Origin of the sequence: Candidatus Bipolaricaulis anaerobius, assembly GCF_900465355.1 — a bacterium.
In the GTDB taxonomy this organism is placed as follows: domain Bacteria; phylum Bipolaricaulota; class Bipolaricaulia; order Bipolaricaulales; family Bipolaricaulaceae; genus Bipolaricaulis; species Bipolaricaulis anaerobius.
Genome location: NZ_LS483254.1, coordinates 779892 through 792920, shown reverse-complemented (window position 1 = coordinate 792920; position 13029 = coordinate 779892). Strand labels below are relative to the sequence as shown.

At 68.0% G+C, this 13029-nt stretch carries 12 protein-coding genes; 7 read left to right on the top strand and 5 right to left on the bottom strand.

Annotation, left to right across the window (positions count from 1 at the left end; all coding sequences use genetic code 11):
* The first annotated feature begins 2 nt into the window (after window positions 1–2).
* Genes BARAN1_RS03885 through BARAN1_RS03865 form a run of 5 tightly spaced genes read left to right on the top strand, consistent with a single transcriptional unit; the run spans window position 3 to window position 6162 of the window.
* Window positions 3–890, top strand: a complete 888-nt coding sequence (locus tag BARAN1_RS03885; RefSeq protein WP_122031058.1) for a bifunctional 5,10-methylenetetrahydrofolate dehydrogenase/5,10-methenyltetrahydrofolate cyclohydrolase — start codon at window positions 3–5, stop codon at window positions 888–890.
* Window positions 891–895: 5 nt separating this feature from the next.
* Window positions 896–2656 (top strand): formate--tetrahydrofolate ligase, encoded by a 1761-nt coding sequence (locus tag BARAN1_RS03880; protein WP_122031056.1) that lies wholly within the window; start codon window positions 896–898, stop codon window positions 2654–2656.
* A 36-nt stretch (window positions 2657–2692) separates the two neighbouring features.
* Window positions 2693–3427, top strand: coding sequence for an ABC transporter ATP-binding protein (locus BARAN1_RS03875; RefSeq protein WP_122031054.1), 735 nt, complete (start codon window positions 2693–2695; stop codon window positions 3425–3427).
* Window positions 3406–4671, top strand: coding sequence for an ABC transporter permease (locus BARAN1_RS03870; RefSeq protein WP_122031052.1), 1266 nt, complete (start codon window positions 3406–3408; stop codon window positions 4669–4671). The genes BARAN1_RS03875 and BARAN1_RS03870 overlap by 22 nt, the downstream gene beginning before the upstream one ends.
* A gap of 54 nt (window positions 4672–4725) precedes the next feature.
* Window positions 4726–6162, top strand: coding sequence for an MATE family efflux transporter (locus BARAN1_RS03865; protein ID WP_122031049.1), 1437 nt, complete (start codon window positions 4726–4728; stop codon window positions 6160–6162).
* A 14-nt stretch (window positions 6163–6176) separates the two neighbouring features.
* Here BARAN1_RS03865 and polA read toward each other — a convergent pair whose 3' ends face one another.
* The 3 genes from polA to BARAN1_RS03850 are packed head-to-tail and all read right to left on the bottom strand — an operon-like array spanning window position 6177 to window position 9900.
* A complete protein-coding gene (polA, locus tag BARAN1_RS03860; protein ID WP_122031047.1) occupies window positions 6177–8891 on the bottom strand; it encodes a DNA polymerase I in 2715 nt (904 codons plus the stop codon).
* Window positions 8888–9406 carry a crossover junction endodeoxyribonuclease RuvC gene (locus tag BARAN1_RS03855; protein WP_122031044.1) on the bottom strand — a complete coding sequence of 173 codons (519 nt, stop codon included), beginning with the start codon at window positions 9404–9406 and terminating at the stop codon, window positions 8888–8890. The genes polA and BARAN1_RS03855 overlap by 4 nt, the downstream gene beginning before the upstream one ends.
* Window positions 9403–9900, bottom strand: coding sequence for a YceD family protein (locus tag BARAN1_RS03850; RefSeq protein WP_122031041.1), 498 nt, complete (start codon window positions 9898–9900; stop codon window positions 9403–9405). The genes BARAN1_RS03855 and BARAN1_RS03850 overlap by 4 nt, the downstream gene beginning before the upstream one ends.
* A gap of 87 nt (window positions 9901–9987) precedes the next feature.
* On the opposite strand from BARAN1_RS03850, the gene rplI reads away from it, so the two are divergent.
* Together rplI and murJ are read left to right on the top strand one after the other, a co-directional pair.
* Window positions 9988–10434: a 50S ribosomal protein L9 gene (gene rplI, locus BARAN1_RS03845; RefSeq protein ID WP_157959450.1), complete on the top strand. Its 447-nt coding sequence runs from the start codon at window positions 9988–9990 to the stop codon at window positions 10432–10434.
* A 157-nt stretch (window positions 10435–10591) separates the two neighbouring features.
* The gene (gene murJ, locus BARAN1_RS03840; RefSeq protein WP_122031035.1) at window positions 10592–12151 is read left to right on the top strand and encodes a murein biosynthesis integral membrane protein MurJ; all 1560 of its coding nucleotides are present in this window, start codon (window positions 10592–10594) and stop codon (window positions 12149–12151) included.
* Here murJ and BARAN1_RS03835 read toward each other — a convergent pair.
* Complete coding sequence (locus tag BARAN1_RS03835; protein WP_122031033.1) at window positions 12123–12731, bottom strand: hypothetical protein; 609 nt, start codon at window positions 12729–12731, stop codon at window positions 12123–12125. The genes murJ and BARAN1_RS03835 overlap by 29 nt on opposite strands.
* The gene (locus BARAN1_RS03830; protein WP_122031031.1) at window positions 12728–13027 is read right to left on the bottom strand and encodes a metal-sulfur cluster assembly factor; all 300 of its coding nucleotides are present in this window, start codon (window positions 13025–13027) and stop codon (window positions 12728–12730) included. Before BARAN1_RS03830 ends, BARAN1_RS03835 begins: the two co-directional genes overlap by 4 nt.
* Window positions 13028–13029 lie beyond the last annotated feature (2 nt).

The following is a 13029-nucleotide window of genomic DNA, read 5'->3' as shown; positions in this document are numbered from 1 at the left end:
CGGTGGGACGGATTCTCTCCGGGGAGGAGATCGCGGCCCAGATCAAGGCTGAGCTCCGGACGCGGGTCGCGGATCTAGCGCGGAAGGGGATCGTCCCCGGGCTGGCCATCGTCCGGGTGGGGGAGGACCCGAGTTCGGCCTCGTACGTCCGCCAGAAGGAGAGGGCGGCACAAGGGTTGGGCCTCCTCTCCACCACGACGGTCCTCCCCACGAGGACGTCGGAGGACGAGCTCTTGGCCGTGGTCTCCTCCCTGAACGAAGACCCTCGCTTCCACGGGGTCCTCGTCCAGCTCCCGCTGCCCCCCGATCTATCCCCGGAGCGCGTGTGCGGGACGGTGGCTCCGGCAAAGGATGTGGACTGCCTCCATCCCGAGAACATCGGCCGGCTCGTCCGCGGGGATCCGTACCTCCTCCCCTGTACCCCGCACGCGGTTCAGCAGATCCTTCACCGCAGCGGCTACCCTCCGGCGGGGAAACACGTGGTGATCGTGGGGCGGAGCGCCCTCGTCGGGCGGCCGCTGTCGATCCTCCTCTCCCAGAAGGGGCCGGCGGGGGATGCAACGGTGACCCTGTGCCATTCAGCGACGCCTGACTTGGGGGCATTCACCCACCAGGCGGACATCCTCGTGGTGGCGGTGGGGCGGCCGCGGCTGGTCACGGCGGACATGGTCCGCGCGGGGGCGGTGGTGATCGACGTTGGGGTGAACCGGGTGGATGACCCCACGGCACCGAAGGGGTACCGACTGGTGGGGGACACGGAGTACGAGGCCGTTGGCAAGGTGGCGGCCGCCATCACCCCTGTCCCGGGAGGGGTAGGACCGGTGACGGTGGCGATGCTCCTTGGCAACACCGTGGCCGCCTGTGAAGCGCAGGCCCAACCGGCGAGGTGAGCGCAATGGCGTACGATCCGACGGTGCTGGCAGATTGGCAGATCGCGGCCGAGGCGGAGAAGGGGATGCCGTCCCCTGCCGAGTGGCGGAGGAGGCTCGGCCTTAAGGAAGACGAAGTCCTCCCCTACGGCCGGGTCGCCAAACTCGATTCCCGCCGGATCCTCAACCGGCGGCATGCCCGGCCGGCCGGGAAGTACATCGAGATCACCGCCATCACCCCGACCCCGCTTGGCGAGGGGAAGACGACGACCACCCTCGGCCTCATCGAGGGCCTCGCCCGGCGCGGGATGGACGCAGGAGGGGCGATCCGTCAGCCATCAGGCGGCCCCTCGATGAACATCAAGGGCACGGCCGCGGGGGGAGGAAACGCACTCCTCATCCCGATGACCGAGTTCACGATGGGCCTCACGGGGGACATCGACGCGCTCACGAACGCCCACAACTTGGCGCTGGTCGCCCTCACCGCGCGCCTGCACCACGAGGCGAACTACACCGATGAGGGGCTGGCGAAGCGCGGCCTCAAGCGGCTCGACATCGATCCGCGGCGGGTGGAAATGAAATGGGCGCTGGATTTTTGCGCCCAGGCCCTCCGCCAGATCGTGATCGGCCTGGGGGGGAAGGAGAACGGGGTCCCGATGGAATCAGGGTTCCAAATCTCTGTTTCCTCTGAACTGATGGCGATCTTAGCCATCGCCCACGACCTCGGGGACCTACGGGCGCGGGTCGGGGAGATGACCGTGGCCTACGATAAACGGGGGAATCCCATCACCTGCGACGACCTCGAGGTGGGGGGAGCGATGGCAGCCTGGATGCGGAACGCCCTTCATCCCACCCTCTGCGCGACGGTCGAATACCAACCTGTCCTCGTTCACGCCGGACCGTTTGCGAACATCGCCGTTGGCCAGTCCTCGATCCTCGCCGACCGGGTGGGCCTCGCGCTGTGGGACTACCACGTGACCGAGAGCGGGTTCGGGGCCGACATTGGGTTCGAGAAGTTCTGGAACGTCAAGTGCCGCCTGAGCGGCCTTGCCCCGCAGGTGTCGGTGATCACGGCCACGATCCGGGCCCTGAAGATGCACGGCGGCGGACCACGGGTCGTGCCGGGGAAACCGCTCCCCAAGGCGTATCAAGAGGAGGGCCTCGCTCTCGTGGAGCGTGGCGTGGCGAACCTCCTCCACCACATCGCGATCGTGCGCAAGTCAGGCGTGAACCCGGTGGTGTGCATCAACCGCTTCCCCACGGATACGGATGCGGAGGTGGGCCTCGTGCGGCGGCACGTGGAGGCCGCCGGCGCGCGGTGCGCCGTGGGCGAGCACTGGCGGAGGGGGGGGGAAGGGGCGCTCGAACTGGCCGATGCTGTGATCGAGGCGGGCGAGGAGCCCGCGGAGTTCCGGTTCCTGTACCCCCCGGAGATGCCGCTCCGGCAGCGGGTGGACCGGATCGCCCGCGAAGTGTACGGGGCGGACGGGGTCTCCTGGGCCCCCGCGGCGGAGGAGAAGGCCAAGGCGTTCGAGTCCGATCCGAGGTTCCGCGACTACGCAACGATGATGGTGAAGACTCACCTCTCGCTCTCCCACGATCCCGACCGGAAGGGGGTGCCCACGGGATGGGTTCTTCCCATCCGGGATGTGCTCCTCTTCTCCGGGGCGCGGTTCCTGTGTCCGGTGGCGGGGACGATCGCCCTCATGCCCGGCACCGGGTCCGACCCCGCGTTCCGTCGGATCGACGTGGACGCGGAGACGGGTGAGGTCCGCGGGCTGTTCTAGGGAGCGCGCCCGGGCACGCACCATAAGGAGGATTGAATGCAGGCGGTGGAAGTGAGGGATCTCCGCAAGGATTACGGCGCCCAGAAGGCGGTCCAGGGGATATCCTTTGACGTTCGGGAGGGGGAGATCTTCGGGCTCATCGGCCCCAACGGCGCCGGCAAGACCACCACGTTGAGGGTCGTGGCCACGCTCCTTAGGATGACCTCCGGCTCCGTCCGGGTGTTCGGCCACGACGTGGCAACGGAATCCGACGCCGTGCGGAGGATCATAAGCTACCTCCCCGAGGAGGCCGGGGCCTACAGGAACCTCACCGGCCGTGCGTATCTGGAGTTCATCGCCCGGTTCTTCGGAAACGGGGAGAAGGTGAAGCAGATGGTGGAACGGGGGGTGGAGATCGCGGACCTGGGCGAGCGGATCAACGACAAGATCTCCACCCTGAGCAAAGGGATGACGCGGCGGCTGCTCGTGGGTCGGGCGCTGATGACGGAACCCAAGCTCGCGGTGTTGGATGAGCCCACCGCGGGGCTGGATGTCATCAATGCCCGGGAGATCCGGGGGATCATCCGAAACTCCACCAAGGAAGGGAGCGCCGTGCTCCTGTCATCGCACAACATGCTCGAGGTGGAGCTCCTCTGCGACCGGATCGCCCTCATCCACGAGGGGAGGATCGTGGAGACGGGAACGCCCGCCGAGCTCAAGGAGAAGTACGAGGCGGGGAACATCGAGGACGTGTTTGCCGAGGTGGTGAAATGGGCATCCGCAACATCATAGCTAAGGAGGTCCGGGAACTCCTCACCCCCCAGACCCTGATCCCGATCGTGGTCGTAGCCGTCATCTTCGCCATGATGGGGGGCGTGGTCGGGGACATCGGGGAAGAGGTCACTCAGAGGCCAGTGATCGGGGTTGTGGACCAGGACGAGGGACCTCTCTCCCAGATCGCTACGACAGTCCTCGGGGCCACCGCCCGGGTCGTCCATAGCGGCACCGACGTGGGAGAGGGGCTGGGGCGCACCGAAGAGGGCGGCGGCGTGGCTCTGCTCGTGTTCCCTCAGGATTTCAGTGAGAAGATCCTCGGGGGCGAGCCCGGCACCATCGAGATCCACTGGATCATGAGGGGCTTGGGCATGATGGATTTCATCTCCTCGGCCCCGGTCGAGGGCGCAATTTCGGCGGTGAATCAAGCGATCACAGCCGCGCTCCTCGAAGGGAGCATCCCCCTAAACCCCGAGGTGATCCTGAACCCCACAACGCGGACTGACACCACATTGGTCAAGGGGAAGACGATCGCCGGGGTTTCCCCGACTGCCATCTCGAACACGCTCATGTCCCAATCCATCATGATCCCCCTCCTGGTGATGATGCTCATGATGATGGCCGGGAGCACGGTGATCTCCTCGATGGGGCTGGAGAAGGAGAGCAAAACCCTGGAGACCCTGCTCACCATGCCGGTGAGCCGGAGCTCGATCGTCACCGGGAAGATCGTGGGGAGCGCCCTGGTGGGCCTGGTCATGGCCCTCATCTACATGCTCGGCTTCAGCTTCTACATGCGGTCGTTCCAGATGGGGGCGATCGACCTCGGCCAGTACGGGTTGGCCCTTGGACTTTTGGATTACGTTCTGGTGGGGGGGTCCCTATTCTTGGCGCTTCTGGCAGGCCTTGCTCTGTGCATCGTGCTCGGAACCTTCGCCCGAGACTACCGCAGCGCACAGACCCTGCTCTTCCCCATCACCGCCATGGCCATGATCCCGATGTTCCTCATCATGTTCAAGGACTTCGCTACCGTGTCGCTTGGACTACAAGCTGTCCTGTTTGTGATCCCCTTCTCCCACCCCATGATGGCCATCCGCGCCCTCATGTTCGACGAATACCCATTGGTGCTCGGGGGGATCGCCTACTCGGCCGTCTTCTCGGCGGTGGTCATCGCCGTGGCGGTCCGCATCTTCAAGAGCGACCGGCTCTTGACCGGGGGCGAGAAAAGCCGGAGGGCGGCGCGAGCCAGGTGCCGTACCCCCTAGAACCGCGGGACACTGGGCGTCGGCCCGCACCCCGCGGTCACTACGAAGACGAACATGGCGAAGCAACGAGAGCGAAAGATCGAACAGGGCCTCGTAGACGGCCGGCTTTCTCGGTCCATTTGGAAACTGGCCGCCCCGATGATCGTGACCGGGGCTCTACAGGACCTCTTTTCAATGGTAGATTTGTTTTTCGTGGGGGGATTGGGACATGTTGAAGTAGCTGCCCTTTCGATTGCCGGGACGGTTGTCGCCATACTGATGATGTTGGTGCAGGGGATTGCCGTGGGGACAATGGCCGTCATTTCCCACTACACTGGGGAAAAGAACTACGAGATGTCGGACGATGTCCTCGGGCAAACGTTCATCCTCAGTGTCATCGGGGCCGGCATCATGCTGCTCACGGCGCTCTTCTTGGTCGAACCGCTCCTCCAGCTCTTCGGTGCCACGGGCGACGTCTTGCTCTACGCCGCGGAGTACCTCCGCATCAACTTCGCCTTTTCCATTGCGATCTTCCTTGCGGTGGGAATGGAATACGCTCTACGCGGCTCCGGAGATGCCAGGACTCCTTTGTATGCGCTGATCATCGCAAACATCCTCAACATCATCCTTGACCCAATGTTCATCATGGGATATGGCCCCTTCCCGGCAATGGGCGTAGCAGGCTCGGCCTTAGCAACGGTTCTCACCCGAGGGATTGGCGTCGTGGTGCTCTTCGCCCATCTCCTCTTCGGACACTCCACGCTTCGGTTGCGGCTCAGATGTCTCAAACCCAACTTCCCGTTGCTCAAAAGAATCGTGAGCATCGGCTCCTTTGCGTCGCTTCAGGTCCTCGTCCGGGAGATCTCGTTCCTCTTTCTGATGCGTCTGGTCACCTCGTTTGGGGATGTCACCCTGGCAGCATATGGAATCGGATCACGTATCAGAACAGCCATCATGGTGCCCGGTTCGGGATTTGCCAGTGCGGCGGCGGTGCTGGTCGGGCAGAACCTGGGGGCAGAAAACCCGGAACGAGCCACACAATCTGCCTGGCGCGCTGTGCTGTACTACGAATACATCGCGGTCCCAGTAGCCTTGTCCTTCCTGATCTTTGCGCCAACGATCGTGGGGGCCTTCAACGACCACCCCGAGGTCATCGCGATTGGCAGCTCGTTCCTGCGCTATCTTGCTGTGACGTTCCCGTTTCTTACCTTCTCGCTCGTGCTTTCCCAGGCCATGAACGGCGCGGGCGACACCCGAACGCCCACCATCATCAATGCCATCGGCCAACTCGGTTTCCGGATACCGGTCGCCTATCTCTTCGCCCGGGGGGTTGGATTGGGCCCCACGGGCATCTGGCTCGGCATCAATGCCTCCGACATTGTGCAGGGCATTGGGATGGCCCTTGTCTTCCGCACTGGGCGCTGGAAGGACGTGTTCGTGAAACATAGGGGCAGACTGGCCCGCGAGGCGGGGCCCGGTGAAGTCCCCCCCGAGCCCCCGATCGGGCAGTAAGGAAGGACTCCCTGCTAGATCTCGCCCCAGTTGCGGCCAGCTGTGACGTCAACCCGCAACGGGACACGGAGGTCCCCCACGCCCTCCATGATCTCCCTCACCACGCCCGCGGCGCGATCGGCGTCGCGCTCGTCGACTTCGAACACGAGCTCATCGTGGATCTGGATGATCATCTCCGCGGGAAGATCCCCCACCTGCCACGCCGCGTGGAGCCGGAGCATGGCGAGCTTGATGAGGTCGGCCGCCGAACCCTGGATCGGGGTGTTGATCGCGTTCCGCTCTGCGGACCCAGCCGAACCCGCCATCGCCAACCCGTTCCCCGCCGGCCCCAGCGGCCGCCGGCGGCCAAGGAGGGTCCGCGCGTACCCGGTGCGGCGGGCCTCGGCGACGAGGCCCTCCAGAAACGGGCCAACCTTGGGGTAGGCCTGGAAGAACCGAGCGATGTGGCCCTTCGCCTCGGCCTGGGGGATCCCGAGGTCGCGCGCCAGGCCGTACGGGCTGATCCCGTAAATGATCCCGAAGTTGACCCTCTTTGCCACCGCGCGCATGCGGCCGTCCACCGCCTCCGGCGGGACGTCGAACAGGGTCGCCGCGGTGCGGCGGTGGAGGTCCTCCCCACGCTCGAACGCGGCAAGCAGGTTCTCGTCGCCGGAGAGGTGGGCGAGGATCCTGAGCTCGATCTGGGAGTAGTCGGCGCCGAGGAAGACCCGCCCCGGCGGGGCGACGAACGCGCGCCGGATATCCACCCCCGCCTCGTGCCCAGCGGGGATGCTCTGGAGGTTAGGATCAGAGGAGGAGAGGCGGCCGGTGGCGGTCCCGGTCTGGTTCCACGAGGTGTGGACCCGCCCGGTGCGGGGATGGACGCAGGTCGGGAGCTTCTCGATGTACGTGTTCCTGAGCTTCTCCAGTTCCCGGTACGCGGCGAGCTTGCCCGGGAACTCGTGGTAGGAGGCGAGCTCGCGGAGGACGAACGCATCGGTCGCGGGGCCCGTCTTCCGCTGCCCGAGGATGGGGAGCTTGAGCTTCCGGTAGAGGACCTCCCGCACCTGGGGCGTGGAGTTGGGGTTGAACGGCCCACCCGCAAGCGCGTAGAGCTCGTCCCGCAGCCGCTCGATGAGGAGGGAAAGCTCCTTCCCCTGCGCGAAGAGGGCGTCCACGTCGAGGAGAACCCCCCGCCGCTCCATCACGCGCAGGACCTCGATCAGTGGGATCTCGACCTCGTCGAACAGCCCCCCCAGCCCCGCCTCGCGCAGCTTGGCGGTGAGCCCGGGCCGGAGCCGGCACACGACCGCGGCATCCTCGCCCGCGTAGCGGGCGGCGCGGTCGAGGGGAACCTCATGAATGCCCCTCTCCCCACCGGCCGCGAGGAGCTCCTTGTAGGTCTGGACCCGGATCCCAAGCTCGGAGCGGGCGATGATGTCCAGGCCGTGGGCCGGGGCATCGGGGTGAAGGAGCCAGTGGGCGATCATCGCGTCGAACGCGACCCCACGGGCCTCGATCCCGTGGGTGGCGAGGACCTGGAGGTCGTACTTCAGGTTCTGCCCGATGATCCGCGGCCGCTCCCCCTTAAGAAGCGGCCGCAGCCCGGCGAGGACGTGGGCGAGAGGGAGCTGGCGTGGGGCGCCAGGGTACGTGTGCCCGACCGGGATATACCACGCCCGTTCCGGTCCGATGGCAAGCGAGATCCCCACGATCTCCGCTGTGAGGGGGTCCGTGCTCGTCGTCTCGAGATCGAGGGCGAACTCCTCCGCCTCCCCCAAGGCCTCAAGGACTGAAGCGAACACACCTTCGTCCGTGACGACCTCGTACGTCCCGTCGGAGGTCGCCGGCCGGTCGAGGGCGAGCTCGGCGAGGATCGTGCGGAATTCGAGGCCCTCGAGCACGGCGCGCAGCACCTCCGGGTCGAGCGGCTGGGGCACGCAGTCGGCAACAGCGAGGGGGAGCGGCACCTCGCGCAGGGTCACGAGCTCCCGCGACAGGAGCGCGTCGTCGCGGCCGGCGGCGAGGGCGCGGGCGACCCGCCGGTTGGGTACCCGGTCCGCCCCCGCGAGCACGGCGTCGAGCGAGCCGTGCTCGCGGAGGAGCTCGCGGGCCGTCTTCTCCCCGATCCCCGTCACGCCCGGCACGTTGTCCGACGCGTCGCCCTCCAGGGCGAGGAGGTCGGGGATCCGCTCCGGTGGGACGCCGAACTTCTCCTCAACCTCCGCCCGGTCAAGCATGGTGAACGGGTCCCCGGGCCGCCGGCCGGGGCGGAGGAGCTTCACCGTGTCCGACACGAGCTGGGCGATGTCCTTGTCGCCCGTGAGGTGGAGGACGGGGATCCCCGTTCGCTCCGCCTCCCAGGAGAGGGTGGCCATCACATCGTCGGCCTCGTAGCCAGGGACGAGGAGGCACGGGATCCCAAAGGCCTTCAGGACCTCCGGCACGCGGGGGAGCTGCTGGGCAAGCGGCTCCGGGGTCGGCTTCCGCGTCGCCTTGTAGCCCGCGTACGCCTCGTGGCGCACCGTGACCCCGCCCGCGTCGAGGGCGACGGCGACGTAGCGGGATGGATACTCCCGCAGCACCATGAGCAGGGTGCGTAAGAAGCCGTACAGGGCGCCCACCGGCTCGCCACGCGTCGTCGTGAGGCCGGGGACGGCGTAGAACGAGCGGTAGAGAGCAGAATGGCCGTCCACCACGAGGAGGCGCTCCGGGACCTCCGCGATCCCCAGCGCCTCGTAGATGGTCATCGGCCTCCGGCGAAGAACGCACAGAGGGCGATCGCCACCGCGTCCCCGGCATGGTCGGACCACTCCTCCATCGCTGTCTCGTCGCTCGACACGAGGGCCTTCACCATCGCCAGCATCTGTTCCTTGGGCGCCGCGCCGTTCCCGCAGATCCACTTCTTGACCTGCCGGGGAGGGAACGAATGGAGCTCCCGTCCGCGGGCGAGGAGCTTCACCACCCCGATCACCTCCGCGGTGGCCATCGCCGACGGTGCGTTCCGTGCCAGGAACACGTCCTCCACCGCTACCGCCTGGGGCCCATAGGCGACCAAGGCCGCGGCCAGCGCATCGTGGATCCGTCCGAGCCGCTCCGGGTGGAGGGTCCCCGGCTGGGTGCGGATCGTGCCCGCATCGAGCACCGCGAACGCGCGGCCACGCCTCTCAACCACCGCGTACCCGGTCGCCGAGAGACCGGGATCCACGCCGAGGACCCGCACTCCCGCCGCGCCGCTGCCCAGTCCCGTCACGCCACCGGTCATCGTTCCGAGGGGGGCTCGTCGAGGAGCTCGCGCAGCTTCGCCAGCCGCGGGTCGAGCCGCTTCGTCTGCCCGTGGCAGCCCTCGCGGTGCCGCTCGCGGTTGAGATCGGCTCCGCACTCGGGACAGATCCCCAGGCAGCCCAGTGTGCAGAGGGGCTTGGGGGAGAGACCGAGCCGCAACCCGGCCTCGATGAACGGACCCAGTTCAAGGTAGGCTCCCGCGATCTCGTCCGGGTTGACCTCCAGGGTCCCGTCCTCCGCCACATTCTCTACGAGCTCCGCCAGGCACCGGGAGCACGTGCGACGCACCCGGGCCCGCACCGACACCCGAAGGAGGACCCCCTCTTCCTGGTAGACCGCGGTCGCCTCAACATGCACTGGCCCCAGGACGCGCAGGGCTTCCCCCTGCCATTCCACAACTGGAAGGTCCACATCCTGGCTCAGGTTGAACGGGCGTCCCGGGTCCCCCCGCAGCGCGCTAAGATCGAACCTCATCGTCTCCTCGCTCCTGTGAAGAAGTATAGCGCCGTTTGAACTTCCGGTACTGCGCCTCTACCATTGGCCGGTCAAGGAGGGATACAGGTGAAGGTGCTGTTGACCCGTGAGGTAGCAGGATTGGGGATCCCCGGGGACGTCGTCGAGGTCAAGGACGGCTACGCCCGCAACTACCTCTTGCCCCGAAAGCTCGGCGTGGTCCCCACGCCTCACGAACTGGCCCGGTTCGGGCAACTTCGCTCCCAGTACGAAGCGGAGCTCGCCGATCGCCATACCCAGGCCCATGCCCTGGCCGAAAAGCTCGCCGGGGTGGAGCTCCTCTTCACCCGCCGCGTTCACGATGCGGACAAGCTGTACGCGTCGGTGCGCCCGCAGGACGTGGCGACGGAGATCGCGGACCGGTTCGGGGTGAAGATCGACCCGGAGCGGATCCGGATGGAGACCGTGGACACGCTCGGCGAGCACCAGGCGGAGATCCAGCTCTACGAGGACATCACGGCCACGGTCAAGCTGATCGTAACGCCAGCTGCCTAGCCGCTCGCCTGGGTCCGCACGGGGTCGCCGCACCGGCGATCCCCGTTCCCGCCGGGGAAACGAGCAGGTCACCGGGCCGATCGGGCCACCGAGGGCACCCCCCGGAGTCCCAGCAGGTCTTGACCGCGGGACCGGCGCGGGCGAACTTCCGACCATCATGGACTCTCGTGGGACGGACGCTGCGCCCGCGGACGAGGGAACACCTCCCCTGAGCCCCGCCGACGTTGGCGGGGGGTCGTTTCTGGGGGACGTCCTCCGCGGGGCGAGCGGGACGATCGTGTCGCGGCTCGCTGGCCTGGTCCGCGATGCCGCGATCGCCTACGCCTTCGGCGCCTCCGCCGGGTACGATGCGTTCCTCGTCGCCCTGTTCATCCCCCAGGCGCTGCGCCAGGTCCTCGGGGAAGGGGGAATCGCCACGGCATTCCTCCCCGTCTACGCCCAGGCGAGGGAGAGGGGGGAAGGCGATGCCCTCGCCCGCTCGGCGTTCGTCTACCTCTTCCTCCTCCTCCCCATCCTGTGCGCCCTCGGCGTCCTGTTCGCCCCGTCCTACGTGCCCGTGCTTGCGGCGGGGTTCGCGCCGGAGACGATGGCCCAGAGCGTGGCGCTCGCGCGGTGGATGTTCCCGCTGATCGGGTTCATCTCGCTTGCCGCGCTCGCGGGGGGGATCTTGAACGCCCACGGCCGGTTCTTCCTTCCGGCGCTCGCCCCGGCCATGCTCAACGGGGGGATGCTCCTCGGCGCGGTCGTCCTATCCCGGGTGATGGACCCGCCGGTCCTCGGCCTCGCCCTGGGCTCGCTCATCGGGGGAGCAGGGATGTTCCTCCTCCTCCTCCCCCCGCTCCGGCCCCTGTGGCGCGGCCCCTGGAAGCTCTGGCCCCCCCATCCCGCGTTGGGGGGGGTGGCATGGCGGCTCCTCCCCGCGATCGGGGCCCTCATGGTGGCGGAACTGAACACGCTCGTGGACAACCGGCTCGCCTCGTACCTCGCCCCAGGCTCGATCGCCACCCTCCAATACGCGATGCGCCTCTTCCAGCTCCCGCTCGGGATCCTCGCTGTATCCGTCACCACCGCCGCCCTGCCGCGGCTGTCCCGCCTCGCGGCGCGGTCGGACACCGAAGGGTTCCGGCAGGCCGTCGAGCGGGGGTTCCTCACCACCGCCGCCCTCATCCTCCCCGCCCTGGCCGGCCTCCTCGTCCTCGGGAGCCCGATCCTCACCGTCCTGTTCGAGCGGGGCTCGTTCACCGCTGCCGATACGGCCCGCACCTATGCCGCCCTCGCCGGCTACCTGAGCGGCCTCTGGGCCTACGCCCTCGTGTACCTGTTCTCACGGGCGTGGTTCGCCCTCGGACGGCCCCATCTCCCCGTCCTGGCGGGGGCGATCGCCCTCGTCGTGAACGTCGGGCTCAACCTGTGGTGGGTGCGGGTGTGGGGCACGTTCGGGCTCGCGCTCGCCACCGGCGTGGCGGGGTGGGTGGATGCGCTCCTCCTCGGACTCCTCCTGTGGCGACGCTGCCCAGGATGGGTCCCCATTCGGAAGATCGGGCGGCTGGCCCTCGCCGTGGGGGGAATGACCGGGGCGCTCCTCCTCCTCCGGCCGTTCCTCTCCGCGTATGGACCGTGGGTCGCGGTGGGGGTGGGGGTCCCCGGGGGAGTCGCCCTCTACGCTGCCCTGGCCTGGATCCTCGGGATCACGCGGTCCCTGGCGGGCGGACGATGAGCCCCGCGGGTTCCGGGGGGAGGGGCGGGAACAGGCCGAGCAACCCGCGCACGAACTTGAGGGGCTCGTCCGGGGCCTGATAGGCCGCCAGCCACGCCACGAAGGCCTGGACAGCCTTCCTCAGCCCCTCCCCATCGAGTTTCCCCTCCTGCACGAGGGGGAGGAGCCCCTCCTCCGCCAGGGCCCGTCCCAGCGGCGGCGGCGGTGTGGGGACGAGGACCACGGGGGACAGGGCACGGTCGAGATGCCGCAGCGCGCCCTCGACCTCGGCATCGGTGCCCCCTCCGTCGCGAACGAGCGCCGCCAACGCCTCCGCGAGGAGCTCCACGTGGGGCCAGATCCCCTCCTCCCCGGATGAGGCGAGCTCGCGGTACCACAGGACCCACGCCCGTTCGAGTTCCCGCGCGCGCCGCTCCCGCAGCCGCTCCTCGGCGACCCGGCCGTAGGCACAGTCGGGCGGGCAGCGCACCGATCTCCCGCGGTGCGCCCCGCAGCAGGTGCTGCACAAGCTCCGATCGAGGCCGGGACAGCGCCGGTCCCCGACCCTCTCCCCGCAGATGGCGCACAGGTCGCGGGTCACGGGGTGCCGAACTGGCGGCGTGCGTCCTCGGACATCCTCTCCGGGGTCCAGCGGGGCTCCCACACGAGGACGACCTCCACCTCGTGCCCCGCAAACGCGGCCCGGAGTGCCTCCTCCACCTGCGCGGGGAGCGTGGCAGCGAACGGGCAGGTCGAGGTGGTGAGGGTCATCCGCACGCGGATCCGCTTCCCCGCGACTTCGATCCCGTACACAAGCCCGAGATCAACCACGTTGAGCCCGAGTTCAGGATCCGTTATCCCGCGGAGGACGGCGCGAACCTGCTCTTCCGTAGGCACGA

What these genes read in the sequence shown, in the direction of transcription:
- BARAN1_RS03880 (WP_122031056.1), top strand. Translation starts at nt 896, where the DNA reads ATGGCGTACGATCCGACGGTGCTGGCAGATTGGCAGATCGCGGCCGAG.
- BARAN1_RS03875 (WP_122031054.1), top strand. Translation starts at nt 2,693, where the DNA reads ATGCAGGCGGTGGAAGTGAGGGATCTCCGCAAGGATTACGGCGCCCAG.
- BARAN1_RS03870 (WP_122031052.1), top strand. Translation starts at nt 3,406, where the DNA reads ATGGGCATCCGCAACATCATAGCTAAGGAGGTCCGGGAACTCCTCACC.
- BARAN1_RS03865 (WP_122031049.1), top strand. Translation starts at nt 4,726, where the DNA reads ATGGCGAAGCAACGAGAGCGAAAGATCGAACAGGGCCTCGTAGACGGC.
- polA (WP_122031047.1), bottom strand. Translation starts at nt 8,891, where the DNA reads ATGACCATCTACGAGGCGCTGGGGATCGCGGAGGTCCCGGAGCGCCTC.
- BARAN1_RS03855 (WP_122031044.1), bottom strand. Translation starts at nt 9,406, where the DNA reads ATGACCGGTGGCGTGACGGGACTGGGCAGCGGCGCGGCGGGAGTGCGG.
- BARAN1_RS03850 (WP_122031041.1), bottom strand. Translation starts at nt 9,900, where the DNA reads ATGAGGTTCGATCTTAGCGCGCTGCGGGGGGACCCGGGACGCCCGTTC.
- murJ (WP_122031035.1), top strand. Translation starts at nt 10,592, where the DNA reads ATGGACTCTCGTGGGACGGACGCTGCGCCCGCGGACGAGGGAACACCT.